The sequence below is a fragment of the Planctomonas deserti genome, from assembly GCF_003067705.1.
Taxonomy (GTDB): Bacteria; Actinomycetota; Actinomycetes; order Actinomycetales; family Microbacteriaceae; genus Planctomonas; species Planctomonas deserti.
Map to the genome: position 1 here is coordinate 149,719 of NZ_QANL01000001.1, position 23,854 is coordinate 173,572.

Consider the following 23,854-nt stretch of genomic DNA (forward strand, 5'->3'; position numbering starts at 1 on the left):
AGTTTCGTCGCGTACTACGCGGACTCGAGCGGGTTGGGCCGGTTGAGCATGATGTTCAGGCGTCGGGCGAAGCCCTCCATGCCCTTCTGCGGGTCCTCGCGACCCAGGAACACGTTCTGCACGTTCTCCGCGAAGTAGGCCTGGAAGTCCGAGCCGGATCCGCTGAACCACGCCGCGGGGTCGAACACGACCTGCTGGGCCGCCTCGGCGTAGTGGATCTGCGGGACGAGCTCGCCGTACGCCGGGCTCTCCACGATCGGCTGGTAGGCGGGGATGTGGCCCGCCTCGGCCCAGCTGATCGAGTTCTTCAGGATGCTCGCGACGAAGCGGTAGGTGTCGCGCCGCTTCGCCTCGTCCGGGTTGTTCTGGTGCGGAAGGACGAACGCGTGCGAGTCGGCGTAGGTGGCCGGCGTGCCGTACATGGTCGGGATGACCTGCGCGTCGACGGGCAGCTCCGCGTTCACCATGGTCGGGAGCTCCCAGACGCCGGTGAAGAAGAGACCGCTGTCGCCGCTCACGAACTCGCTGACGGCCGTGCCGTAGTCGCCGGTCTGGGCCGCGATCGTGCCGTCGAGCAGCTGCTGGATGAACGTGAGCGAGTCGACCGCCGCGTCCATGTCGTACTCGACCTCGCTGCCGACCTCGAGCTTCATCTCGGCGCCGTGCTGTGCGTACAGCGTGTAGAAGAGGCGCCACATCTGGGCACCGTCGTTCAGGAAGCCGTAGGACAGGCCGTGCACCCCGGTCACGCCCTGCATGGCGCGCGCAACCTCGAGGAACTCGTCGGGCGAGGACATCGCCGGCAGCCTGCCGCTGCCGTCGAGGAGCCCGGCGGCCTCCGCGTGCTCGGTGTTGAACATCATGATGAACGGGTGCGTGTCGAGGGCGATGGAGTACAGCTTCCCGTCCATCACGCCCTTCTCCCACACGCGGGGCAGGAACGTCTCCTCGGTGACGCCCTCCTCGGCCAGGATGTCGAGGTCCCACTCGTCGAGCAGTCCGCCGGGCGCGTAGCCGGCGACGCGCGTGGCGTGCATGACCGCGAGCTCCGGGGCACGACCGCCGACAGACGCCATCGCGAGCTTGGTGTAGTAGGGCGTTCCCCAGGTGAGCACCGTCTGAGTCGCGTGGAACTCGTCGGAGAACTCGTCGTTCGCCTGCTGGACGAGGGCGTTCATCTTGATTCCGTCACCACCGCTGAGGAGGTGCCAGAACTTCAGCTGCTCGACTGCGCCGGCCGCGATGGCCGAGCAGCCGGACAGGGTGGACGGGAGCAGGACGCCACCCAGCAGGGCGGCTCCTCCCGTCAGAACCGTTCGTCGAGACAAACCGGTGGTGGACTTTTCGAACGCTGAGTTCGTGTGTTTCACCCGTCACTCCTTTGAGACGCGTCGCTGTACTGTGGCGCGAGCCCCGGGCGGGCGTCGCGTGTCGTTCAAATTACATCGTTGTAAAGCAGTTTGGCAATACGGGAGGCGAGCCGAGTTCGGGTGGCTCTGTGGTCGCATTCTGCTCCCACGGTCGCCAAACGGCGATAGGCGCGCGCGAATGCGTGTCCGGTCCGTTATGTGCGCACGGCCACGCGGGTGGTGCCGCGCTCCACGATCCGGTGTCCGACGACGACCAGGCGGGGCTCGAGGTCGCGGTCCTGCATGCGCTCCACGAGCATGGTGAACGCCCGCCCGGCGAACTCGCGCTTGTCGAACGAGACGGTCGTGAGCCCCGGTCCGAGGAACTGCGCGGCGTCGATGTCGTCGAATCCGGCGAGCGCGACATCCTGCGGCACCCGGTGCCCGCGGGCCGTGATCGCGCTGAGCGCACCCATGGCCATGCCGTCCGTGAAGCAGAAGAACGCATCGGGCAGCGGGTTCGAGTCCAGGTAGGCGCCGACCACTCGCGCGGCGGCCGCGGGGGCCCAGTCTGCCTCCTCGATCTCCCGCGCCGGCAGGCCGGCCTCCGCCATGGCCTCGCGATAGCCGATGCCGCGCAGGTGACCGGCGGCCGAGACCGACCGCTCTCCCCCGCCGACGCTGACGATCTGCCGGTGTCCGCGCTCGATCAGGAACCGCGTCATGTCCCGGGCCGCCGCGACGCTGTCCACGGCGACCCGATCGGCGATCTCCTGCTCGACCTCCCCGATGAGCACGACCGGTGGCAGGGTGACCCCGCGCTCCAGGGCGCTGGCCTCGAGCACGACCGGGTTCAGGATGAGGCCGTCGATCTGGTGCGCCCGCGCCTTGACGAAGAGCTCGTGCTCGCGCACCGGCTCCATGCCCGTCTCCTCGAGCTGCACGCTCCAGCCCGCCTCGTGCGCGAACTCGACCACGTGGTGGGCGATCTCGGCGGAGTAGGCCGTCTCGAGCTTCGGCAGCGCGAGGGCGATGAGGCCCGAGCGGCCGTTCCGCAGCCCGCGGGCCGAGAGATTGGGGACGTACTCGAGCTCCTGGAGGGCGAGCTCCACCCGCTTCCGCGTTGCGGGGCTCACCGGAACGAGCCCGTTGACCACGTTCGAGACCGTCTTGGGCGACACCCCGGCGCGCCGGGCGACGTCTTTGACGGTTGCTCGCATGCGAGCAATCTAGCGCAGGGGGCGCACCGGGAAGCCCCCGTTGTTGCGGAGCGCGGGAGGAGCGGCGGACGAGCGGCGGCCGGGAGGCGTGCGGGCTACCGTGCGGGCCGCGTCTTCCCGGCGGCGCGTCAGGCCAGGGCCGAGGCGCTGATCAGCGCGAGCAGGGCCCGGGCGTACGCGTCGGCGGGATCGGCCTCGGCGAACACCGTCGTCTCGCCGCGCTGGTCGATCTCCACGGCGAACCCGTCGTCCGTGCGGCGCAGCGAGCGGAAGCGGTCGCCGATAAGCTCGCGCAGCTGGTCCTCGCGGGGCAGCCAGAGCGAGTCCTCCAGCGCCACGGAGTCCAGCGCCCACTCGGTCGTGCCGTTGAAGCCGAGGACCGTGCCGGTCGAGTACTCGTGCGCCTCGATGGTCATGTCGCTCACCGTGAAGACCTCGCTCTCGAAGTCGTTCCGGTGGATGAGGAAGCGGTCGCCCGCGGTCGGGCGCCAGGCCAGACCGGACGCGTTGAGAGCGAAAGCGAGGTCCGAGGAGATCATGCGGTCATTATGCGCCGCGAACCTTGGCTCGGCATCCGCCCTCGGGGCACGGTGCCCCTTCGGCTCTCCCTCCCCCGTGAGGTGCCCACTTCTGCTCTTCCTGGGCCGAAATGGGGACCGAAGTGGGCACCTCGCGGGTGTGCGCGGTCGAGGAGCGGGGGCGGGGGTCAGGCGAGGAAGCCGCGCAGCAGGGCGGCCGTTCCCGCAAGGTGCTCCCGCACGGCGGCCGCGGCACCATCGGGATCCCCGGTGAGGATCGCGAGCACGATCGCCTCGTGCTGCTGGTCGGAGTGGGCGATGTTGGGTTCGAGCAGGGGGATGCGGTCGAGGAAGTCGTTGACGCGCGTGCGGCTGTCGGCCAGCAGCGGCACGAGGGAGGGGATGCCCGCGAGCTCGCCGACGGCGAGGTGGAGCCGGGAGTCCAGGCGCCGGTAGTCCTCGGGAGGCGCACCCCGGCACTCGCGCAGGCTGTCCCACAGCGCCTCGCGGTCGGCCGCGCTGAGGCTCCGCGCGGCGGCGGCCCGGGCCGCGCCCGTCTCGAGGAGCTCCCGCAGCCCGAGCACGTCGTCGAGCTCGGCCGCGGAGACCTCTCTCGACGGCTCCGCCGCCCCGGCCGCGGAGCCCGCTCCGGCGGGCGGCAGGACGTCGCAGACGAAGGTGCCGCCGTACCGGCCGCGCCGCGACACGACGTAGCCGGCGTCCGCGAGGGAGCGGAGGGCGTCCCGCACCGTGTCGCGGCTGACGGCGAACCGCACCGCGAGATCCCGCTCCGGCGGCAGCGCCTCCCCCGGCGCGACGACGCCGAGCCGAATGGTCTGCAGCAGCCGGCCGACCGTGTCCTCGAAGGCGTTGCCCGCGCGCACCGGCCGCAGCAGCGCGTCGCTCGCGATGCTCGGCCGCTCGGCCTCCGCCGGGTCCGGCGGGGCGCCGTCCGTCACGGTCGCGCGCTCACGGTCGGCGGCTCACTGTGCGTCGTCCCGTCACAGCGGGGTGACGTAGGCCGCGCTGATGCCGCCGTCGACGAGGAAGGTCGAGCCGGTGATGAACGACGCGTCGTCGCTCGCGAGGAAGGCGACGGCGGCCGCGAGCTCCTCGGGCTTGGCGAACCGCCCGACGGGCACGTGCACGAGTCGCCGCTGGGCGCGCTCCTGGTCGGCCGCGAACAGCTCCTGCAGCAGCGGGGTGTCGACCGGTCCGGGGCAGAGGGCGTTCACCCGGATCCCCTGCCGGGCGAACTGCACGCCGAGCTCGCGGCTCATGGCGAGGACGCCGCCCTTCGACGCCGTGTAGGAGATCTGGCTGGTGGCGGAGCCGAGCACGGCCACGAAGGACGCCGTGTTGATGATGGAGCCGCGGCCCGCGGGCACCATGTGCCGGAGCGCCGCCCGCGAGCACAGGTAGACGGACTTCAGGTTCACGTCCTGCACCCTCTGCCAGGCGGGCAGCTCGGTGGTCTCGATGGAGTCGTCGTCCGGCGGCGAGATGCCCGCGTTGTTGAACGCGATGTCGACCGAGCCGTACCGCTCCGCCGCGGCGTCGAACAGGGCGTCGACCTGAGCCTCGTCCGTCACGTCGACAGCGACGAAGAGCCCGTCGACCTCGGCGGCGGCCGCCTCGCCCGCCGCGCGGTCGACGTCGCCGATGACCACGCGGGCCCCCTCGGCGGCGAATCGCCGGGCCGTCGCGAGCCCGATGCCGCTTCCGCCGCCGGTGATGACGGCGACGCGGCCGGCGAGGCGCTGGGCGAGGTCGATGCTTGCTACGGTCACGGGCGTGCTCCCTGCTCCGGGCCGATGGGCTCGGGGGTGGTGGGCTGGGCGGGCGGAACGGCGGCCGGCTGCGCCGGCGGGAGGTCGGCCGGGGCATCAGGGATGCTCAGGAAGACGTTCTTGGTCTCGGTGAAGGCCTCGGCCGCATCCGGGCCGAGCTCGCGCCCGAGACCGCTCTGCTTGAAGCCGCCGAACGGCGTCGAGTAGCGCACCGAGGAGTTCGAGTTGACCGACAGGTTGCCGCTCGCGATGCCGCGGGACACCCGGAAGGCGCGGCCGAGGTCCCTCGTCCAGATGGACCCCGAGAGGCCGTAGTCACCGGCGTTGGCGAGCGCGATGGCGTCCGCCTCGTCCTCGAAGGGGAGCACGGCGACCACGGGGCCGAAGATCTCGTCGGTCACGGTGCGGTGCGATCGCGAGGTGGGCAGGAGCACCGTCGGCGGGAACCAGAATCCCGGTCCGTCCGGCGCGCTGCCGCGGAACGCGACGGGCGCATCGTCCGGCACGTATGCGCTGACCCGATCGAGGTGCGCCTTCGCCACGAGCGGCCCCATCTCGGTCGCGGCGTCGCCCGGGTGGCCGACGCGGACGCCCTTCACGGCCGGCTCCAGCAGCTCGAGGAAGCGGTCGAGGGCGCTCCGCTGCACGAGGATGCGGCTGCGCGCACAGCAGTCCTGGCCCGCGTTCTCGAACACGGCGTAGGGTGCCGTGGCCGCCGCGAGCTCGAGGTCCGCGTCCGCGAACACGACGTTCGCGCTCTTGCCGCCGAGCTCGAGCGTCACGGCCTTCACGTTCTCGGCGCAGCCGGCCATCACGCGCTTGCCCACGGCGGTGGAGCCCGTGAAGACGATCTTGCCGATGCCCGGGTGGCTCACGAATCGCTCGCCGACGACGTCGCCGCGGCCGGGCAGCACCTGGAACAGTCCGGGTGGCAGGCCGGCCTCGCGGCCGAGCTCCGCGAGCCGGAGGGCCGTCAGGGGCGTCCACTCGGCGGGCTTCAGCACGACGGCGTTGCCCGCGGCGAGCGCGGGCGCGAACGCCCAGCTCGCGATGGTCATGGGGAAGTTCCAGGGGACGATGACGCCGACCACGCCGATGGGCTCGAGGAACGTCACGTCGATGCCGCCCGCGACCGGGATCTGCTTGCCGATCATCCGCTCGGGCGCGGCCGCGTAGTAGGTGAGCACGTCGCGCACGTGGCCCGCCTCCCAGCGGGCCTGCCCGATCGGATGCCCGGAGTTGGCGACCTCCAGCGCGGCGAGCTCCTCGATCGCTCCCTCCACCGCGGACGCGAAGCGTCGCAGGGCCGCCGCTCGCTCGGCCGGTGCGAGGGCCGACCAGGCGCGCTGGGCCTCGGCCGCGCGGGCGACGGCCTCGTCGACCTGCTCCACGGTGGAGTGCGGAACCGTGCCGAGGACGGTCTCGTCCGCGGGGTTGATGAGGGTCGTGACGTCGCTCATCGGGTCGCCGCCACGAGCGCCGCGAACAGCCGGCCGTCCGCCGCGTCCTCCTCCGGGTGCCACTGCACGCCGACGCCGAACCGCGCGGCGGGCATCTCGACGGCCTCGATCACGCCGTCCTCGGTCGTCGCGGTCACGGTGAGCCCGCGCGCGACGCGGTCGAGCGCCTGGTGGTGGTAGCACTGCACGGTGAGGCCGGCCGCCTCGCCGCCGAGCACGTCCGCGAGGAGGCTCGGTCCGGTCACGGTGACGTCGACCGCGCCGAACACGCCGCCGCCGGGCTGGTACCGCTCGGTGCCCACGACCTCGGGGAGGTGCTGATGGAGCGTGCCGCCGAGCGCGACGTTCAGCAGCTGGGCCCCGCGGCAGATCGCGAGGAAAGGCAGGTCGCGCTCGATGGCGCCGCGCAGCAGCGCGAGCTCCCACGCGTCGCGGTCCACCCTGGGCTCGCTCGTCTGCTCGTGCCTGTCCTGCCCGTACAGGCCCGGATCCACGTCGGCGCCGCCGCTCAGGACCAGGGCGTCGAGCGCCTCGAGCACGCGATCCACCGCCTCGGGCGTCGGCTCCTGCGGGGGAAGCAGCACGGCGATCCCGCCGGCGGTGGTCACGGAGTCGAGGTAGACCTGGGGCAGGACGGCGGAGCGCACGTCCCAGACGCCGGTGCGGGCCTGCTCGAGGTAGGTCGTGATCCCGACGATCGGCGCGGTGGCGGCGGGGGGCGTCCCCGCTCGCCCGGTGCTCTCGCTCGCCGCCGTGTCCGTGCGCGTCCCGATGCTCGTGCTCGTGCTCGTGCTCGTGTCCGTCATTCCGTCCCCCTCGTACAGCGTGTCAGAAGCGCTCGAAGCCACGCACGCGCTCCCAGTCGGTGATGGCCGCGTCGTAGGCGGCGATCTCGATCCGCGCGTTGTTGACGTAGTGGTCGACGACCTCGTCGCCGAACGCCTCCCTCGCCAGGGCGGAGTGCTCGAACAGGTCGGCGGCCTCCCGCAGCGTCGTCGGCACGCGCGCGGCTGCACTCTCGTAGGCGTTGCCGGGCGTGAGCGGCTCGAGCTCCAGCTCGTTCTCGATCCCGTGCAGGCCGGCGGCGACGAGGGCGGACACGGCGAGGTACTGGTTCACGTCACCGCCCGGCACCCGGTTCTCGACCCGCATGCCGCTGCCGTGCCCGACGACGCGCAGCGCGCATGTTCGGTTGTCGAGGCCCCAGGCCACGGCGGTGGGAGCGAAGGAGCCGTCGACGTAGCGCTTGTAGGAGTTGATGTTCGGCGCGAAGAACAGGGTCAGCTCGCGCATCGCGGCCAGCTGGCCGGCCACGAAGGACCGGAACATCGGGGACATGCCGTGCTCGGCGCTCTCGTCCGCGAACACCGCTCCGCCGTCCGTCGACCGCAGGCTGATGTGGATGTGGCAGCTGTTGCCCTCGCGCTCGTTGAATTTGGCCATGAACGTGAGCGACTTCCCGTGCCTGTCCGCGATCTCCTTGGCGCCGTTCTTGTAGATGGAGTGATTGTCGCAGGTGACGAGAGCCTCGTCGTAGCGGAACGCGATCTCCTGCTGCCCGAGATTGCACTCCCCCTTCACGCCCTCGCAGTACATGCCCGCGCCGTCCATGCCGAGGCGGATGTCGCGCAGCAGCGGCTCCATGCGCGTGGACGCGAGCAGCGCGTAGTCGATGTTGTAGTCGCTGGCCGGGGTGAGGCCGGTGTAGCCGCGGCGCCAGGCGTCGCGGTAGCTGTCCTCGAACACCAGGAACTCGAGCTCCGTGCCCACGAACGCGGCGAGCCCGCGGTCGGCGAGGCGGCCGAGCTGCGCCTTCAGGATTTCCCGCGGCGACGGCGTCACGGGCCTCTCGTCGAGCCAGGTAAGGTCGGCCATCACGAGCGCCGTCCCGGGGATCCACGGCACGAGTCGCAGGGTGGCGAGGTCGGGGATCATGGCCATGTCGCCGTACCCCTTCTCCCACGAGGACATGCTGTAGCCGGCGACGGTGTTCATCTCCACGTCGACCGCGAGCAGGTAGTTGCAGCACTCCGCGCCGTGCGGGGCGACCTCCTCGCGGAAGAAGCGGGCGGCGACGCGCTTGCCCACGAGACGCCCCTGCATGTCGGTGAAGGCGACGATGACGGTGTCGATCTCGCCGGCGTCGATGAGGTCGCCGAGCTGATCGGTGCTGAGCATTCCTGTTCGTGCGGGCATCCGTTGCCTCCTCGTCGAGCGCGGCCCCGACTCGGCCTGCCGTCACGACCGACGGCGGCTCCATTGTGGCAGCGCCCGACCATTAGAGCACAGCGGGTCCGCCGCCCGGCGGAACTCGTAACGCGCTGGTTACACGCAAAGGTAGACAGCGGGTACCAATAGGTCGATACGCTGCCCTCAGTCCGCACGTGATGACGCGTGCCCACCTCGCCGCCGCTCCACCCGAACCGGAGGAAGAATGACGAACTCAGGCAACCGCAGCGCGTCCGGAGTCAGTTACAGCCGCGCCGAGGAGGGGTACTTCGAGAAGCGGAGCCTGAAGCGCACAGCGGGCGTTGCCGGCCTCTGGGGACTCGGGATCGCCGCCGTCATCTCGGGCGACTTCTCGGGCTGGAACTTCGGCCTCGAGACGGCGGGCTGGGGCGGCATGGTCATCGCCTTCGTCATCGTCGTCGTCATGTACTTCACGATGCTGTTCAGCATCGGCGAGATGTCCGCCGCCATGCCGCACACGGGCGGCGCCTACTCCTTCGCCCGGGCGGCCATGGGCCCGTGGGGCGGCTTCGTGACCGGTCTCGCCGAGACGATCGAGTACGTCGCCACCACCGCGGTGATCGTCTACTTCTCCGCGGACTACGCGAACGGCATCACCGACGCCCTGTTCAACTGGACGCTGCCCAACTGGCTCTGGTGGATCGTGCTCTACATCGTGTTCATCGCGCTGAACACGGCGGGAGCGGCCATCTCCTTCCGCTTCGCCACGGTCGTCGCCATCATGTCCATCGCTATCCTCGCGATCTTCGCGGTCACCGCCGTGTTCTCCGGCGCCTGGAGCACGGCGAACCTCTTCGACGTCGCTCCGGATCCGGGCCAGAGCGAGTTCCTCCCGCACGGCATCCTGCCGATCCTGCTCGTGCTGCCCTTCGCCATGTGGTTCTTCCTCGGCATCGAGGAGCTGCCGCTCGCCGCCGAGGAGGCGCACAACCCGGCGAAGGACATCCCCCGCGCCGGCATCCTCGGCATGATCACGCTCGTGATCTGCGGCGCCGTCGTGCTCGTGCTGAACCCGGGCGTGAACGGCTCGAGCGCGCTGGCCGCGTCCGGCGAGCCACTGCTCGACGGGTTCCGCGCGATCCTGCCCGAGGGCCTCGCGGCCGTGCTGTCGGCGTTCGCGCTCATCGGCCTGCTCGCGTCGCTGCAGGGCATCATGTTCGCCTACGGGCGCAACATGTACTCGCTCTCCCGGGCGGGCTACTACCCCAAGATGCTCTCCCTCACCGGCAAGCGCCAGACGCCGTGGCTCGCGCTCATCTTCGGCGCGGTCATCGGCTACATCGCGCTCGTGATCGTGGAGCTCACGGGCGGGGCGGCCGGCTCCGGCGGCGCGATCGTGCTGAACATCGCCGTCTGGGGTGCGGTGCTCGCCTACATCCTGCAGATGGCGTCGTTCGTGATCCTGCGCCGCAAGTTCCCGACCGCGAAGCGCCCGTACGTCAGCCCGACCGGCGTGTGGGGCGCGGTGCTCGCCGGCGTGATCGCCGCCGCGATCTTCGTGGGCTTCCTGCTCAACCCGCCCTACCTCCCCGCCATCGTCGCGATCGCGATCGTCTACGTGATCATGCTCGTCGGCTTCGCGCTCTTCGGCCGCCACCGCCTCGTGCTCTCCCCCGAGGAGGAGTACGCGCTGAGCGGCGGTCTGCACGGCGACCCGCAGCTGGAGGGCTACGACGCCATGGAGGCGGAGCTCGACAAGAAGTAAGGGCGGTCCGGGGTCTAGCTCGTCCCAGGGCCGTCACGGTCCCTGAGCTCGTCGAAGGGACGCAACCTGACCGGGTCGCGTCCCTTCGACAGGCTCAGGGACCGTGAGGCGGGCGACGCGGCCCCAGCTACCCCTACGCGTCGAGGAGGGCGCGGAGGTTCATCGCGTCGAAGGGCGCGTGCACCTTCGCGTCGTTGTCGAAGTAGACGTATACGGCGCGGCCCTCGCTCAGCCAGGCGCGGCAGCGGGTCGCCCAGTCCGCCAGCTCCTCGGGCGAGTAGCCGCTGACGTACAGCTCCTCGGAGCCGTGCAGGCGCACGTAGACGACGTCCGTCGTGACGCGCGAGATCATCGGCCACTTGCCCGCCGAGTCGGCGATGACCATGCCGACGTCGTGCCGCGCGAGCACCTCGGCGCACTCGTCGCTGTCGAAGGTCGGGTGGCGCGGCTCGAGCACGTGCCGCAGCGGCCGGTCGACGACCTCGCCGAGCCAGCTGCGGCCCTCCAGCTTGGCGTCGTGCTCCCGGGCGAGCGTGAGCGCCTCGCCCGTCGTCCGCGGCATCAGCGTGAAGAAGGCGTCGAGCACCTCGGCGTCGAACCGCACCCGCTCCGGCAGCTGCCACAGGACCGGGCCGAGCTTGTCGCCGAGCGCGAGCACGCCGGACGCGAAGAAGTTGGCGAGCGCCGCCCGGGCGTTCTGCATCCGCAGCATGTGCGTGATGTACCGGCCGCCCTTGACCGCGAAGACGAAGCCCTCCGGCGTCTCGTCCCGCCAGCGCTCGTAGCTCTCCGGGCGCTGCAGGGAGTAGAAGGATCCGTTGATCTCCACGGAGTCGAAGCGCTCGGCCGCGTACTCGAGCTCCCGGCGCTGCTGCAGTCCCTTCGGATAGAAGCCGCCACGCCAGCCCGCGTAGCGCCAGCCGGAGATGCCGATGTACGCCCGCGCCCGTGCGGAACTGCCTCCGGCATCCGCGCCGACCCCGCCCGCGCCGAGCCCATCCGCGCCGGTTCCGTCCGCGCCGTCCATCGCGAGCCCTAGGCGGCGATCCGGCGGCGCGAGAGCAGCATGGCGAACGCGCGCCAGCCCACGAGGAGCGCGCCGAGCACCACGGCGGTCACGACGATGAAGCTCGTCTCGGCGCCGACACCCGTGACGAAGCGCAGCAGCACGCCGAGAACGACGGTCGACGCCCACACGATGAGGCCCGGCCGCACCACGCCGTAGGGCCGGCGCCAGGCGACCGACGCGATCCAGCCGATCGCGAGCCCGACCAGGAACGGCCACGCGGTCGAGAGCACACCGCCGGCGTCGACGGCCTCGCCGTGGCTGACGCGGCCGACGAGCACGAACAGGATCACGGACACCAGGTCGAACACCGCGGCACGAGCGGCGCGGGCGGAGGGAGAGAGCGTTGCCACGCCCCAAGCCTAGGCCGGGTGATCGGAGCGGTCCGGGCATGGTCCCCCTATCCCCGCCCCGACCCGTCCCAGCCCCTCCCCGCCGTGCGCTGTAAGAGGTTCACAATTCAGGCTCAGCTGCGACACGCCGCATTTCGAGGCCTCCAGATGCGGCGTGTCGCAGCACAGCCTGAATCCGGAACGGGGCATCGCAACTCCCCGCACACCCCCTAGGCGGACTCGCGGACCACGAGCTCCGTCTGCAGCGTCATGGCCGCGGGGCGCTGCCCGTCGATGACCTGCAGCAGCAGCCGCACCATCTCCACGCTGATCCGCTCGAACGGCTGGCGCATCGTCGTGAGGGCCGGCGACACGGTCGCCGCGAGGGGCGCGTCGTCGAACCCGGCGACGGCAACGTCCTCGGGCACCCGCTTGCCGAGCGCGTGCAGCGCGTCGATCGCGCCCGCGGCCATCAGATCGTTGGCGGCGAAGACGGCGTCGATGTCGGGGGCGGCCGCGAGCAGCTCCCGCATGGCCCGGGCCCCGCTGGCGCGGCTGTAGTCGCCCTCGGCCACGAGGGCCTCGTCGAACGCGTCGCCCAGCTCCTGCCGGTACGCGTCGAACCGGTCCCGACCGCCCGCCGTGTCCATCGCGCCGGTGATGGTAGCGATGCGCCGGTGGCCGCGGCCCTTCAGGTACGCCACCATCTCCCGGGCCCCGTCGCCGTCGTCCGCGGCGACCCAGCCCATGCGCCTCTCGAAGCCGAGCGGGGCGCCGCACGCGATCGCGGGCACGCCGGCATCCACGATGTCGCCGACCACGCCTCCCCGCCCCGCATGCGCGGAGACGAGCAGCACGCCGTCGACGTGGCCCGCGGTGATGAACTCGGTGGCCCGGCGACGCTCGTCCTCGGTGCCCGCCATGATGAGCACGAGCGAGATGTCGTGCTCGGCGAGGGCCGCGGCCGCCCCGCGCATGAGCACCGCGAAGTTCGGGTCCTCGAACAGCCGGTCGTGCGTCTCGGTGAGCAGGAACGCCACGGAGTTCGCCCGGCTCGTCGCCAGGCTTCGGGCGTGCGGGTTCGGGCGGTAACCGGTCTTCTTGATCGCGGCCTGCACGGCGGCGAGCGCATCCGGGCTGACCCAGTGTCCGCCGTTCAGCACGCGCGACACCGTGCCCCGGGACACCCCCGCCGCCTGGGCGACGTCGTCGATGGTCGGCCGGCGTCGGCCCTTGGCGGCGGTCACCGTTCCACCCTAGGACCTCCGGTGGAACCTTCCGCGCGGCTCACGCCTTGACGGCGCCAGCGGCGAGGTCGACGCGCCAGAAGCGCTGCAGCAGCAGGAACATGGCGATGAGCGGCAGCACGGACAGCAGGGCACCGGTGATGACGAGCGTGTACAGCGCGGGCACGGTGGCGCCCTGGTTCAGCAGGCCGTTCAGGCCGACGGTGATGGGGAACAGCCCGTCGTCACCGAGCATGATGTACGGCAGCAGGAAGTTGTTCCAGATGGCCACGAACTGGAACAGGAAGATCGTCACCAGCCCGGGCAGCATCATCGACGTCGCGATGGTGGAGAAGATGCGCATCTCGCCCGCACCCTCGGTGCGGGCCGCCTCGATCACGTCGGTCGGCACCGACGCCGCCGCGTAGATGCGGGCGAGGTAGATGCCGTACGGGCTGATGATCTGCGGCAGCAGCACCGACCAGTAGGTGTTCGTGAGGCCGAACTGGGCGAAGAGGAAGTACTGCGGGATCGCGAGGATGACGCCGGGCACGAGCACGCCCATCAGCAGCACGCTGAAGACCGTGCTCTTGCCCGGGAATGTGAACTTCGCGAGCACGTACCCGGACAGCGCGGACACGTAGGTGGAGAGCAGGGCACCGACCCCCGCGTACAGAGCGGTGTTGAGCATCCAGCGCCAGAAGACGCCGTCGCGGTAGGCGGTGAGCTCGACGATGTTGTCCCAGAGGTGGGAGCTCGGCGCGAAGGTGAACGTCGAGAACAGCTCGGAGCCGTCCTTCGTCGAAGCGGTGAGGACCCAGAAGACGGGCAGCAGGCAGTAGAGCGCGCCGAGCAGCAGGATCACGGTGGCGATCCAGTTCGGCTTGCCCCGGTTCGCGCGGTCCTTGCCGGCACGGGGCCCGGTGACGCGCGGGAGGTCGACGGGAGCGGTTGCGGTGGCGGTCATGGTCAGTCCTCCTGGCCGAAGGCGCGCTTCTGCACGATGCGCAGGAACAGGAACGAGAGAAGAAGGGTCGCGAGCGCGATGACCACGGAGGTTGCGGCCGCCGAGTAGATGTCGTCGCGCGTGAACGCGTCGCGGTACACCTTCATGAGCGGCGTCCAACTCGTGGACAGCGAGTTGCTGAGCGGGCGCAGGGTGGTCGGCTCCGCGAACACCTGCAGGGTCGCGATGAGCGAGAACAGCGACGTCATGACGATGGACGGGGCGATGATCGGCACCTTGATCCGCAGCGCGATGTCCACCTCGCTGGCGCCGTCGAGCTTCGCGGCCTCGTAGATCTCGGTGGGCACGGCCTTGAGCGACGTGTACATCACGATCATGTTGAAGCCGACGCCGCCCCAGAGCGCGATGTTGGCGATGCCGAACAGCACGAGGTCGGACGACAGGATCTCCGGTGCGTCCCAGCCGAGGGAGTCGAAGACGAAGTAGAAGGGGCTGACGCCGGGGAGGTAGAGGAAGCCCCAGAGCAGAGAGCTGATGACGGCGGGCACCGCGTAGGGCAGGAAGATCGCGACGCGGGAGAAGCCGGCGGCCCGGGTGCCGCGCGCGTCGAGCAGCAGCGCGAACAGCAGGGCGAGGCCGAGCATGGCGGGCACGAGCACGAGCCCGTAGAGCAGCACGCGGCCGATGCTGGCCGCGAACTCGGGGTCGGCCAGGGCGGCGACGTAGTTCTCGAAACCGACGAAGACCTGCTTGCGGGCACCGGAGCCGAGACCCAGGCCGGTCACCTGCGTCTTCTGGAAGCTGAGGTACACGGCGTAGACGATGGGGGCCGCCATGAAGGCGAGGAAGAGCACGATGCCCGGGGCGAGCATCGCGTAGGGGGTGAGCACGCGGCTGCGGAACGAGCTGGCGCCTCCGCCGCTGCGGCGGCGGGCCGGAACGGGCGTCGCCGCTGCGGTGCGGGAACGGGTGATGGTCACTGCGGATCCTTGCCTCTCGGGCGAGCGGGCCGGCGCGGGACCGGATGGTCCCGCGCCGGCGTTCGCTCACTTGACCGTGAAGCCGCTCTTCTTGAGATCGGCGACGGTGATGTCCTGCATGGCCGCGACCGCGTCCGTGAACGCGGTGCGCGTGCGGGCCTCGGCGGCCTTGGCGAACTCGTCGTTGTACGCGCTGAAGGCGACGTTGACGTTCGGTCCGTAGGTGAACGGCGACACCGTGTCGGCGACGCCCGCGGCGACCTCGTAGAAGTCGGGCTGGTTGCTGAAGAACGCCGGCGGCTCGGTCAGAGCCTCGTCCGCGCCCGTCTGGTCGGCCGGGTAGATGTTGGCGGTCTTCACCAGGGCCTCGATGGCCTCGGGGTTGGTGTTCAGCCACGTCGCGAACTCGGTGGCCTCCTCCTTGTGCTCGGACTGCGTCGTCACACCGGTCGAGGATCCGCCCCAGTTGCCGGTGGCCTGCTCGGAGCCCCACTGCGGCATCGGGGCCGCCTTCCACAGTCCGGCCGTGTCCGCGGCGTTGCCCGCGAGCACGCCGGGCGCCCAGACGGCGGAGAGCCAGCCGACCTGACCGCCGTCGTTCAGCGCGGAGTTCCACTCCGGCGTGTACATCGGCTTGTTGTCGATGACGCCCTCCTCCACGAGGCCGCCCCAGTAGTCGGCGACCTTCGTCGTCGCGTCACCCTCGATGTCGACGCCCCAGGCGTCGCCGTCGATGGACCACCAGGAGGCGCCGGCCTGCTGGGCGAGGCCGGTGAACCAGCCTGCGTCGTTTGCCGAGAACGTGCCGAGGTACTTGCTCGGGTCGGCGGCGTGCAGCTTGCGCGCCACGTCCGCGTACTCCTCCCAGGTGGTGGGCACGGAGAGGCCGAACTGGTTCAGGATGTCCTCGCGGTAGTAGAACATCATCGGGCCGGTGTCCTGCGGCACGGCGTAGAGCGCGTCGCCGCCCAGGGTCACGGACGACCAGACGCCCGCGGCGAAGTGGTCCTCGAGGTCCGCGGCGCCGTCCGAGATGTCGGCGAGCGCGTCGGCCGACACGAGCGTCGGGATCTTCTGGTACTCGGCCTGCATGAGGTCGGGCGCGCCGCTGCCGGCCTTGATGGCGGTGAGCAGCTTGGTGACCGCGGGGTCGCCGCCGTCCTGCTTGTTCACCGTCACCTGGATGTCCGGGTTCTTCTCGTTCCAGATGTCGACGACCTTGTCCAGGTTCGGCGCCCAGGCCCAGTAGGTGAGCTCGACGGGGCCCGAGCCGTCGCCGGAACCGGCGTTGGCCGAGCAGCCGCTGGTGATGAGCGCGGTCGTGGCGAGAACCGCAACGGTCCCGGCGCGAAGAAGCTTGCGCATTCGTCCTCCTTGTCGAAAGCAGTGGTGCTTGGCTCGTCGCCGCCCGTCCGGAAGGGCACCGGATTCGCAGGCGGCTGGGAGCGGTATTAGTAATCCACACCGTTTTGGCAAAGTCAATCCGGCGGCATCAGCGGATTCGCGGCAGGTTCCGCGGATTGAGGCGGACGGTCGCTGTGATAGAACTGTGACCGCACACAGTTCGAGACGATGGAGTAGTTGTGACCGAGGACACCCCCCGCGCGCAGTCGACACAGGTCGACAGGCCCACCTGGATGCCGGGGAGCACGAAGCTCCGCTACGGCGGCGACTACAACCCCGAGCAGTGGGATCGCGCCACGTGGCTGCAGGACATCGACCTCATGCGCCGCGCGGGCATCAACCTCGTGAGCGTCGGGATCTTCTCCTGGGGACTGCTCGAGCCGCGCGAGGGCGAGTACGACTTCTCGTTCCTCGACGAGATCCTCGGCCTGCTCCACGAGGCCGGCATCGACGTCGACCTCGGCACCCCCACCGCGGCCCCGCCCGCCTGGTTCTGGAAGAAGTACCCCCAGGCCCGCGTCGTGACGCGCGAGGGCGTGACCCTCGGTCACGGCTCCCGCGGCATGGGCAGCCCCAGCTCCGCCGAGTACCGCCGCGCGGCCGCGGGCATCACGTCGGCCCTCGCGAAGCGGTACGCGGATCACCCCGCGGTCGTGATGTGGCACGTCCACAACGAGTACGGCGCCCCCGTGAGCGAGTGCTACTCCGAGCAGTCGGTGCTCGCGTTCCGCGAGTGGCTGCAGCGCCGGTACGGGTCGCTCGACGGGCTCAACGCCGCCTGGGGCACCACCTTCTGGAGCCAGCAGTACCGCGAGTGGGACGAGGTCGACGCCCCGCGCCTCTCGGCGAGCATCGTGAACCCCGCCCAGCGCCTCGACTTCAAGCGCTTCTCCTCCGACGCGCTGCTCGAGTCCTTCGTGATGGAGCGCGACATCCTCCGCGCGGCCACCCCGCATCTGCCGGTGACCACGAACTTCATGGCCACCAACTGCCCGTCCGTCGACTACTGGAAGTGGGCGCGCGAGGTCGACGTCGTTGCCAACGACTACTACCTGGTGGCCGAGCGGGAGGACAACCACGTCCTCGCCGCGATGGACTCCGACTTCACGCGCTCCATCGCCGGCAACCGGCCGTGGATGCTCATGGAGCACTCGACGTCCGCGGTGAACTGGCAGCCCCGGAACATCGCGAAGCGGCCCGGCGAGCTGGCCCGCAACAGCCTGAGCAGCGTCGCCCGCGGCTCGGACGCCGTGCTGTTCTTCCAGTTCCGCGCCTCACGGTACGGCGCCGAGAAGTTCCACTCCGCGATGCTGCCGCACGCCGGCGAGACCTCACGCGTCTGGCGCGAGGTCGAGGCGCTCGGAGCCGTGCTGCAGGGCATCGAGGAGGTGCGCGGCTCCCGCGTCGAGGCCCGCGTCGCCCTGCTCTGGGACGTGGAGTCGTTCTGGGCCCAGGACCTCGAGTGGCGGCCCTCCGTCGAGCTCGACCACCGCGAGCGCATCGAAGCGTACTACTCGGCGCTCTGGCGGCGGGGCGTGACCGTGGACTTCGCGCACCCGTCCGCCGACCTGTCCGGCTACGACCTCGTCTTAGCCCCCGCGCTCTACCTCGTCGACGCCACGTCCTCCGCGAACCTCGAGGACTACGTCGCGGCAGGCGGGAACATCGTCGTGTCCTACTTCTCGGGCATCGTGAACGAGAACGACGCGGTGCCGGCCGGGCCCTTCCCGGGCGGCCTGCGCACCGTGCTCGGCCTCAGCATCGAGGAGTTCCTCCCCTTCCGCGAGAAGGAGACGGCGAGCCTCAGCTCCGGCGCCACCGCGCGGTCGTGGGCGGACGACATCGTGCTCGGCACGGCCGAGGCCGAGGCCACACACCTCGACGGGCGCGCGGAGGGCCGGGCGGCCATCACCCGCAACGCTCTCGGGGCGGGAACCGCCTGGTACGTGGCGACGAAGCTCGAGGGCGACGATCTCGGCGCGTTCCTCGACACCGTTCTCGAGCGCTCCGGCGTCGCGGTGGGCCCCGTACCGGCGGCGGGCCTGGAGGTCGTGCGGCGGGAGGCCCCGGATGCGACCTACACCTTCCTGCTGAACCACTCCGAGCAGGAGGCCTCGTACGACGTCGCCGGCACGGACCTCGTCACGGGCGAGACGGTCGATACCGCAGTCGTCCCCGCCGCCGGGGTGCGGATCCTCCGCACGGATCGGAACGGGGCCGACGCGACGAGCGCCGGCGCCCGCTGACGAGGCGCCCGCTGACGTAGCGCCCGGTCACGAGGCGGCCGGTCACACCGCCCGCCGTCAGGCCTCGCGGCCCGGCTGGCGCCGCGGCCTGACCTGCTCCGTACGACCCTGGCCCCGTCCGGCATCGCCGGGCGGGGTCCCGGTCGTCCGGGGACCGACGCGCTGCTGCTGGCTCGCGGGGCCGCCCGACGGCCCCTGTCGCGCCGCCCCCGCGGCGCCCGATCCGCCGTTCGGCGGGCCCGACCGGGCGGCGCTCGCCCCGCCACCGCTCGGCGGTCCCGTCGGGCGCGTCCTTGGTGCGCCCGGCTGTCCCGACAGTCCGGCGTGCGTCGAGCCGCCGCCGTTCGGCGGGCCGGAGCGGGCGGAGAGCACCGGGGGCCGGAACTTGACCGACTGGTCCGCCTCCTCGAGCGTGCGGTAGTAGCCGACCAGCTCGCGCCCCGCCGACGTCTCCGCCCAGGTGACGACGCGGAAGTACCACTCCCGCCGCGCGCCCAGCTGCAGGTGCCGCACGATGGCGGCGGGCTCGCGGCGGCTGTCCCGCATCAGGATCCACTCCCCCGCTCCGATGCGGATGGGGGGCCACGGGGGTTGCCAGCTCACCAGTGCTCCTCACGTTCGTTCGGGGAGCAGTCCGGCCACTGCGGAATCGATGCTACTGGGTGGCCACCGACGTTACTTGGCCTGGGCGGGCGCCTCGGTAGTTCCCGCGCGATGATGCAGGTGCGCTCCGGGCTGATGCGGCTCCTGCCCCGGCTCCGGGAGGTACTGCAGCCCCGTGGACGAGTTCGCGCTCGTCATGAGCAGGTCGAGCCACTCGCGGTTCACCGCGACCTTCTCCTGCTCCTGCATATGGAACTGGATCGGCGTGCTGCGGCTCAGCCAGATGGCGCTGCGTCCCCCGCCGACGGCGGCGGAGTCGTGCCAGCTGAAGAAGAAGCACTCCCCGCGGCGCAGCTTGCCCGTGATCACGATCTGCAGGTGAGTGAGCGTGCGGTCATCGATGGTGACCTCGATGTTGGCCCCGTACATGAGCGTGCCCATATCGCTGCCCCTGTGCGTCGATGCTGGGGCGCCCCGAGTCAGGGCGCGTGCCCACACTCTAGTGCAGCGTCACGATCCGGCGCGGCGCGAGATTCCGAGCACGTACGCGGCCTGCCCGGCGTGCTGCAGGTCGTCGGACAGCACGCTCACGAGGCGCACGGCGAGCGTCACCGGCGGATCGTAGGAGTCGTCCACGACGCGCTCGAGCGCGTCGTCGTCGATGCCGCGGAGGCACTCGACCGTGCGGGCGTGCACGGCGTCGAGGTAGCCCCCGAGTAGCTCGGCGGAGGCGTGCACGGCGCCGACCTCCTCGGCGGTCTGCCCGTACCCGGTCTCGCCAGCGTTGAAGGGTAGCTGGAACCGCTCGACCCAGCCTCTCGCCGTCCACACCTGCTCGTGGCCGAACGCCTCCGCGATGTGGTCGTCCTGCACGCGGGTCAGGTGCCAGACGAGCCACGCCACCGTGTTGGCCTCCGAGTCGATCCGGTGCACGAGCTGATCCTCGGTCGCGCGCCTCAGCGTCGAGTGCACGGTCTGGCGCACCCGGTCGAATCCGTCGATGAGGATGTCGTCGATCGCCATGCTCCGCCTTCCGCGCGTCCGTGAACCCCGCGGGCACCCGGGTCCGTGAGTCCCCGTGTCCCTGAGTCCTCAGCGAACCTACGCCTCCCCGGCGGCGGTCGGCGTCCGCCCAGCGCGGCTGCCTAGGTTGGGGCGCATGACGATCTCACGCATCCAGCCCGGCCCGGACCAGGAGTCGGTGTGGGACTACCCCCGGCCGCCGCGCGTCGAGGAGACCACCGAGCGCGTCGTGGTGCGATTCGGCGGCGAGGTCGTCGTCGACACCCGCAGCGCCCTTCGCGTGCTCGAGACCAGCCACCCGCCGGCCTACTACCTGCCGGTCTCCGCCTTCGCGCCCGGCTCGCTCGTCCCCGCCCCCGGCTCGTCCATGTGCGAGTACAAGGGCCGTGCGGCCTACTTCGACATGCGGGCGGGCGGGGCCGTCGCCGAGCGCGCCGCCTGGGCCTACCGCAGCCCCCTGCCCGGCTTCGAGGCTCTCGCGGACCATGTGTCGCTCTATCCCGCGGCGATGGACTCGTGCGAGGTGAACGGCGAGCGCGTCGTGCCGCAGGAGGGCACGTTCTACGGCGGCTGGATCACCTCGCGCGTCGTCGGCCCGTTCAAGGGGAGCCCCGGCACGCTCGGCTGGTGAGACGGGCCTGATCGGGCACTGCGGAGCCTCGCCGGGCACCGCGGAGCTTCACCGCGCACTGAGGAAGACAGGGCGCCCGAGAGATCAGGACCCCGGCGAACGACGAAGGGCCGGTCCTCGCGGACCGGCCCTACTCGGGTGGAGCTAAGGGGATTCGAACCCCTGACCTTCTCATTGCGAACGAGACGCGCTACCAACTGCGCCATAGCCCCGAACTGCCTGTCGAGATTATCACGACCCGGCGGGTGCGAATGACACCCGGGGTGGGACGGCCGACGAGGCTGGGGTGCCGCCTAGCTCGCCTGGCGGCGGCGACGCAGCACGGCGTCGAGGTCGGCCATGCCGGGCTGGGCCTCCTCCACGATGCCCATGCGGGCGAAGCGGCTCAGCGGCGCGGCGGGCGCCTCGGGGGCGGCCGGGACGGCCTGCACGGCGAAGACACGCTCCGCTGCCGGCGACTCGGCCGCGGGCTGCTCGACGACTGCCTGTTCGACGACAGGCTGCCCGACGACGGGCAGCGAGGCGACCTCCGGCTCCTCGTGCGCCTGGCGCAGCGCGCGGTCGGCTGCGGCGAGGGCGGCCGCCAGCTCGCGCTCGGCGGATCCTGCGTCCGAGGCCGTCGGCGCGGGAGCGGCGGAGCGGGAGAGGTACAGGGGCTTCGGCACGGGCACCGGCGTCCAGGGCTGCGCCTCGGCAGCTGGCGCCGCGACCTGCGGATCCTGCTGGTCGCCGAAGTCGGGGAACGCGGTGCGCACGACGCGGCGGACGGGCGCCTGCGCCACCTTGCGGGCCTGGGCGATCCGCGACATCCGCTGCAGCCCGGCGAGGGCGAGCATCGCGGCGATCGAGCTGACCACGAGCAGACCCCAGGCGCCGGCGGACGCGACCTGGCCGAGCCCGACGGCGATCCCGATGAGGGCAAGCGCGAGCACGCCCGTCGCGGTCAGGCGGGTGCGGCGGAGTCGCACGGCGGCGGTGGGTGACGCGACGGTCTGCGGGGCGACCTTCGGCAGAGCACGCGCGGCGGCGGCATCGCGGGCCCGGGCCGCGGCCTCGGCCTCCTCGGCGGCTCGTCGCAGGGCACGCTGCTGCTCGGCGACGCTGCGCGCCGACGTCTCGGCGCGAACCTCGTCCGGCACCTCCGCCGTCTCCGCCAGGATGCGCAGCGTCTGCTGCAGGCGCACGGCGTTCCGTTCCGTCGCGAGGTACTGCCGCCTCCGCAGCCACGTCGGCAGCAGGTATGCCAGCCAAAGCAGCGCCGAAAGCGCGATGATGATGCCGCCGAACTCCATGCTCCCCACGTTAGGAGTCGGGTGCATCCGCACGGCCGAAGCAGCCGGGGTGTGTTGTGGGGAAAACGCCCGTGAGGTGCCGGATTCGGCGCTTCCCGAGCCGGATCCGGGTCCGAGTCGGGCACCTCACGGGGAGGGCCGAGCGGAACCGAACCTCAGGTCAGCGGCGGCGGGCGATCGGGAGCGGGTTCGCGGCCGCGTCGCGGTCCGCCTGCGGGATGGTGGCGGCATCCGTCGGCACGTCGCGGTCGAGCCAGCGGCGCAGCACGCCGGTGTCGAGCTCCTCCGTCACGAGCGCGAAGCAGAAGTGGTCGCGCCACTCCCCGTTGATGTGGATGTACCGGCGCCGCAGGCCCTCGTAACGGAAGCCAAGCTTTTCAACCACCCGCAGCGACGGCGCGTTCTCCGGCCGGATGCAGATCTCCATCCGGTGCAGGCCGAGCTGGTAGAAGCAGTAGTCCGTGGCCAGCGCGACGGAGATGGGCGTCGCGTTCTTGCCCGCGAACCGCTCCGCGACCCAGTAGCCGATGGTCGCGGACGAGAGCGAGCCGTAGCTGATCCCGGACACGTTCAGCTGGCCGGCCAGCTCGCCGTCGTACTCGATGATGAACGGCAGGCCCTGACCCGACCGCGCGTTGGCCTGGAGCGAGCGGATGCTGGCGCGCGCGTCGAAGGACAGCGGCGCGTGGGGGCTCGTCGCCTCCCACTGCCGCAGCCACGACCGGTTCTGCACGAGCTCGCGCTCGAGGGCGCGGGCGTCGCGCACCCGCACCGGGCGGATCGAGACGTGCCCCTCCCGGAGCGTCGGAATGGTTGCCGGCACTTCTGAACCCCGCTCCACGCGGACCGCGCGGCTAGCTTTCCAGCTTCTGCGTGAACTCCTGCAACCACGGACGGAAGTCGTCGCCGAGGTCCTCGTGGTCGGAGGCGAGCTGCACGATGGCCTTCAGGTAGTCCAGCCGGTCGCCGGTGTCGTAGCGGCGGCCGCGGAACACGACGCCGTACACGCCGCCGGTCCACTCGGGCGCGCCGGCGAGCTTCTCGAGCGCATCCGTCAGCTGGATCTCGCCGCCCTTGCCCGGAGGGGTCTTCTCGAGCACGTCGAAGACCTCGGGGCGCAGCACGTAGCGACCGATGATCGCGAGATTGGACGGGGACGTGCCCGGCGCGGGCTTCTCGACCAGGCCGGTGACGCGAACCACGTCGGGGTCGTCCGTCTCCTCGACGGTGGCGACGCCGTAAAGGTGGGTCTGCGAGGGGTCGACCTCGAGCAGCGCGATGATGCTGGCGTTGCGGCTGATCTGCTCCTCGATCATCTTCGTCAGCAGCGGGTCGCGCGCGTCGATGATGTCGTCGCCGAGCAGCACGGCGAAAGGCTCACGGCCCACGTGCATGGCGGCGCGGAGCACGGCGTGGCCGAGACCCTTGGGGTCGCCCTGGCGCACGTAGTGCATGTCCGCGAGGTCGGTGGACTCGTTCACCTTGCGCAGGCGCTCGCTGTCGCCCTTCTGCAGCAGGGTCGCCTCGAGCTCGGTGTTGCGGTCGAAGTGGTTCTCCAGCGCGTTCTTGTTGCGGCCCGTGATCATGAGCACGTCGTTGAGGCCGGCGCCCACCGCCTCCTCCACCACGTACTGGATCGCGGGGCGGTCCACGACGGGCAGCATCTCCTTCGGCATCGCTTTCGTGGCGGGCAGGAAGCGAGTGCCGAGGCCTGCGGCAGGAATGACGGCCTTGGTGATGTGAGAAGCCATAGGGGACAGGCTATCGAGATTTGTTAACTAAAATCGTCGCC

23 protein-coding genes and 1 tRNA gene are annotated in these 23,854 nt (G+C 71.1%); 3 read left to right on the forward strand and 21 right to left on the reverse strand.

The window, feature by feature from the left end; all coding sequences use genetic code 11:
- Positions 1-14: 14 nt before the first annotated feature.
- The 8 genes from DAI20_RS00660 to DAI20_RS00695 all read right to left on the reverse strand — a co-directional run bounded on the left by DAI20_RS00660 (position 15) and on the right by DAI20_RS00695 (position 8,533).
- Positions 15-1,370 (reverse strand): extracellular solute-binding protein, encoded by a 1,356-nt coding sequence (locus DAI20_RS00660; RefSeq protein WP_108248669.1) that lies wholly within the window; start codon positions 1,368-1,370, stop codon positions 15-17.
- 194 nt (positions 1,371-1,564) lie between these two features.
- A complete protein-coding gene (locus tag DAI20_RS00665) occupies positions 1,565-2,569 on the reverse strand; it encodes a LacI family DNA-binding transcriptional regulator (RefSeq protein WP_108248670.1) in 1,005 nt (334 codons plus the stop codon).
- Between the two features lie 128 nt (positions 2,570-2,697).
- The gene (locus DAI20_RS00670; RefSeq protein WP_108248671.1) at positions 2,698-3,108 is read right to left on the reverse strand and encodes a pilus assembly protein CpaE; all 411 of its coding nucleotides are present in this window, start codon (positions 3,106-3,108) and stop codon (positions 2,698-2,700) included.
- Between the two features lie 167 nt (positions 3,109-3,275).
- Entirely contained in the window at positions 3,276-4,046 is a 771-nt protein-coding gene (locus tag DAI20_RS00675; protein ID WP_108248672.1) for a FadR/GntR family transcriptional regulator, read from the reverse strand.
- Positions 4,047-4,088: 42 nt separating this feature from the next.
- Entirely contained in the window at positions 4,089-4,862 is a 774-nt protein-coding gene (locus tag DAI20_RS00680) for a 3-oxoacyl-ACP reductase (RefSeq protein ID WP_108249654.1), read from the reverse strand.
- Positions 4,863-4,873: 11 nt separating this feature from the next.
- Positions 4,874-6,337 carry an aldehyde dehydrogenase family protein gene (locus DAI20_RS00685; protein WP_108248673.1) on the reverse strand — a complete coding sequence of 488 codons (1,464 nt, stop codon included), beginning with the start codon at positions 6,335-6,337 and terminating at the stop codon, positions 4,874-4,876.
- On the reverse strand, positions 6,334-7,143 hold the full coding sequence (locus DAI20_RS00690) for a gamma-glutamyl-gamma-aminobutyrate hydrolase family protein (protein ID WP_108248674.1): 810 nt from the start codon (positions 7,141-7,143) through the stop codon (positions 6,334-6,336). Before DAI20_RS00690 ends, DAI20_RS00685 begins: the two co-directional genes overlap by 4 nt.
- A 22-nt stretch (positions 7,144-7,165) precedes the next feature.
- Positions 7,166-8,533: a glutamine synthetase family protein gene (locus DAI20_RS00695; RefSeq protein ID WP_108248675.1), complete on the reverse strand. Its 1,368-nt coding sequence runs from the start codon at positions 8,531-8,533 to the stop codon at positions 7,166-7,168.
- Between the two features lie 238 nt (positions 8,534-8,771).
- Between DAI20_RS00695 and DAI20_RS00700 the strand changes: the two genes are divergently transcribed.
- The gene (locus DAI20_RS00700; RefSeq protein WP_108248676.1) at positions 8,772-10,292 is read left to right on the forward strand and encodes an amino acid permease; all 1,521 of its coding nucleotides are present in this window, start codon (positions 8,772-8,774) and stop codon (positions 10,290-10,292) included.
- Positions 10,293-10,425: 133 nt separating this feature from the next.
- On the opposite strand, the gene DAI20_RS00705 is transcribed toward DAI20_RS00700, so the two are convergent.
- From DAI20_RS00705 to DAI20_RS00730, 6 genes are all read right to left on the reverse strand, one after another.
- A complete protein-coding gene (locus tag DAI20_RS00705) occupies positions 10,426-11,319 on the reverse strand; it encodes a DUF72 domain-containing protein (protein ID WP_108248677.1) in 894 nt (297 codons plus the stop codon).
- A gap of 8 nt (positions 11,320-11,327) precedes the next feature.
- Positions 11,328-11,711, reverse strand: a complete 384-nt coding sequence (locus tag DAI20_RS00710) for a DUF3054 domain-containing protein (protein ID WP_108248678.1) — start codon at positions 11,709-11,711, stop codon at positions 11,328-11,330.
- Positions 11,712-11,920: 209 nt separating this feature from the next.
- Positions 11,921-12,937, reverse strand: a complete 1,017-nt coding sequence (locus DAI20_RS00715; RefSeq protein WP_108248679.1) for a LacI family DNA-binding transcriptional regulator — start codon at positions 12,935-12,937, stop codon at positions 11,921-11,923.
- A 40-nt stretch (positions 12,938-12,977) separates the two neighbouring features.
- Positions 12,978-13,883, reverse strand: coding sequence for a carbohydrate ABC transporter permease (locus DAI20_RS00720; protein WP_108248680.1), 906 nt, complete (start codon positions 13,881-13,883; stop codon positions 12,978-12,980).
- Between the two features lie 2 nt (positions 13,884-13,885).
- On the reverse strand, positions 13,886-14,863 hold the full coding sequence (locus tag DAI20_RS00725) for a carbohydrate ABC transporter permease (protein ID WP_438501969.1): 978 nt from the start codon (positions 14,861-14,863) through the stop codon (positions 13,886-13,888).
- A 66-nt stretch (positions 14,864-14,929) separates the two neighbouring features.
- On the reverse strand, positions 14,930-16,228 hold the full coding sequence (locus DAI20_RS00730; protein ID WP_108248681.1) for an ABC transporter substrate-binding protein: 1,299 nt from the start codon (positions 16,226-16,228) through the stop codon (positions 14,930-14,932).
- A gap of 272 nt (positions 16,229-16,500) precedes the next feature.
- On the opposite strand from DAI20_RS00730, the gene DAI20_RS00735 reads away from it, so the two are divergent.
- Positions 16,501-18,513 carry a beta-galactosidase gene (locus tag DAI20_RS00735; RefSeq protein ID WP_108249656.1) on the forward strand — a complete coding sequence of 671 codons (2,013 nt, stop codon included), beginning with the start codon at positions 16,501-16,503 and terminating at the stop codon, positions 18,511-18,513.
- 57 nt (positions 18,514-18,570) lie between these two features.
- On the opposite strand, the gene DAI20_RS00740 is transcribed toward DAI20_RS00735, so the two are convergent.
- From DAI20_RS00740 to DAI20_RS00750, 3 genes are all read right to left on the reverse strand, one after another.
- Complete coding sequence (locus DAI20_RS00740) at positions 18,571-19,116, reverse strand: hypothetical protein (protein WP_108248682.1); 546 nt, start codon at positions 19,114-19,116, stop codon at positions 18,571-18,573.
- 72 nt (positions 19,117-19,188) lie between these two features.
- Positions 19,189-19,557, reverse strand: a complete 369-nt coding sequence (locus tag DAI20_RS00745) for a DUF7882 family protein (RefSeq protein ID WP_108248683.1) — start codon at positions 19,555-19,557, stop codon at positions 19,189-19,191.
- 69 nt (positions 19,558-19,626) lie between these two features.
- Positions 19,627-20,139 (reverse strand): mycothiol transferase, encoded by a 513-nt coding sequence (locus DAI20_RS00750; protein WP_108248684.1) that lies wholly within the window; start codon positions 20,137-20,139, stop codon positions 19,627-19,629.
- Between the two features lie 136 nt (positions 20,140-20,275).
- On the opposite strand from DAI20_RS00750, the gene DAI20_RS00755 reads away from it, so the two are divergent.
- A complete protein-coding gene (locus tag DAI20_RS00755; RefSeq protein ID WP_108248685.1) occupies positions 20,276-20,770 on the forward strand; it encodes a DUF427 domain-containing protein in 495 nt (164 codons plus the stop codon).
- Positions 20,771-20,909: 139 nt separating this feature from the next.
- Here DAI20_RS00755 and DAI20_RS00760 read toward each other — a convergent pair.
- From DAI20_RS00760 to galU, 4 genes are all read right to left on the reverse strand, one after another.
- A tRNA-Ala gene (locus tag DAI20_RS00760) sits at positions 20,910-20,982 on the reverse strand.
- 81 nt (positions 20,983-21,063) lie between these two features.
- Entirely contained in the window at positions 21,064-22,062 is a 999-nt protein-coding gene (locus DAI20_RS00765; RefSeq protein WP_108248686.1) for a hypothetical protein, read from the reverse strand.
- Positions 22,063-22,222: 160 nt separating this feature from the next.
- On the reverse strand, positions 22,223-22,885 hold the full coding sequence (locus DAI20_RS00770; RefSeq protein ID WP_108248687.1) for a GNAT family N-acetyltransferase: 663 nt from the start codon (positions 22,883-22,885) through the stop codon (positions 22,223-22,225).
- Positions 22,886-22,916: 31 nt separating this feature from the next.
- Positions 22,917-23,813 carry a UTP--glucose-1-phosphate uridylyltransferase GalU gene (gene galU / locus DAI20_RS00775; RefSeq protein ID WP_108248688.1) on the reverse strand — a complete coding sequence of 299 codons (897 nt, stop codon included), beginning with the start codon at positions 23,811-23,813 and terminating at the stop codon, positions 22,917-22,919.
- Between the last annotated feature and the right edge of the window lie 41 nt (positions 23,814-23,854).

Bases quoted from the DNA above. Each gene is read 5' to 3' on its own strand.
- DAI20_RS00705 (WP_108248677.1), bottom strand. From the start codon at position 11,319: ATGGACGGCGCGGACGGAACCGGCGCGGATGGGCTCGGCGCGGGCGGG.
- DAI20_RS00730 (WP_108248681.1), bottom strand. From the start codon at position 16,228: ATGCGCAAGCTTCTTCGCGCCGGGACCGTTGCGGTTCTCGCCACGACC.
- DAI20_RS00685 (WP_108248673.1), bottom strand. From the start codon at position 6,337: ATGAGCGACGTCACGACCCTCATCAACCCCGCGGACGAGACCGTCCTC.
- DAI20_RS00745 (WP_108248683.1), bottom strand. From the start codon at position 19,557: ATGGGCACGCTCATGTACGGGGCCAACATCGAGGTCACCATCGATGAC.
- DAI20_RS00690 (WP_108248674.1), bottom strand. From the start codon at position 7,143: ATGACGGACACGAGCACGAGCACGAGCACGAGCATCGGGACGCGCACG.
- DAI20_RS00700 (WP_108248676.1), top strand. From the start codon at position 8,772: ATGACGAACTCAGGCAACCGCAGCGCGTCCGGAGTCAGTTACAGCCGC.
- DAI20_RS00765 (WP_108248686.1), bottom strand. From the start codon at position 22,062: ATGGAGTTCGGCGGCATCATCATCGCGCTTTCGGCGCTGCTTTGGCTG.
- DAI20_RS00670 (WP_108248671.1), bottom strand. From the start codon at position 3,108: ATGATCTCCTCGGACCTCGCTTTCGCTCTCAACGCGTCCGGTCTGGCC.
- DAI20_RS00695 (WP_108248675.1), bottom strand. From the start codon at position 8,533: ATGCCCGCACGAACAGGAATGCTCAGCACCGATCAGCTCGGCGACCTC.
- DAI20_RS00720 (WP_108248680.1), bottom strand. From the start codon at position 13,883: ATGACCGCCACCGCAACCGCTCCCGTCGACCTCCCGCGCGTCACCGGG.
- DAI20_RS00750 (WP_108248684.1), bottom strand. From the start codon at position 20,139: ATGGCGATCGACGACATCCTCATCGACGGATTCGACCGGGTGCGCCAG.
- DAI20_RS00735 (WP_108249656.1), top strand. From the start codon at position 16,501: ATGCCGGGGAGCACGAAGCTCCGCTACGGCGGCGACTACAACCCCGAG.
- galU (WP_108248688.1), bottom strand. From the start codon at position 23,813: ATGGCTTCTCACATCACCAAGGCCGTCATTCCTGCCGCAGGCCTCGGC.
- DAI20_RS00755 (WP_108248685.1), top strand. From the start codon at position 20,276: ATGACGATCTCACGCATCCAGCCCGGCCCGGACCAGGAGTCGGTGTGG.
- DAI20_RS00665 (WP_108248670.1), bottom strand. From the start codon at position 2,569: ATGCGAGCAACCGTCAAAGACGTCGCCCGGCGCGCCGGGGTGTCGCCC.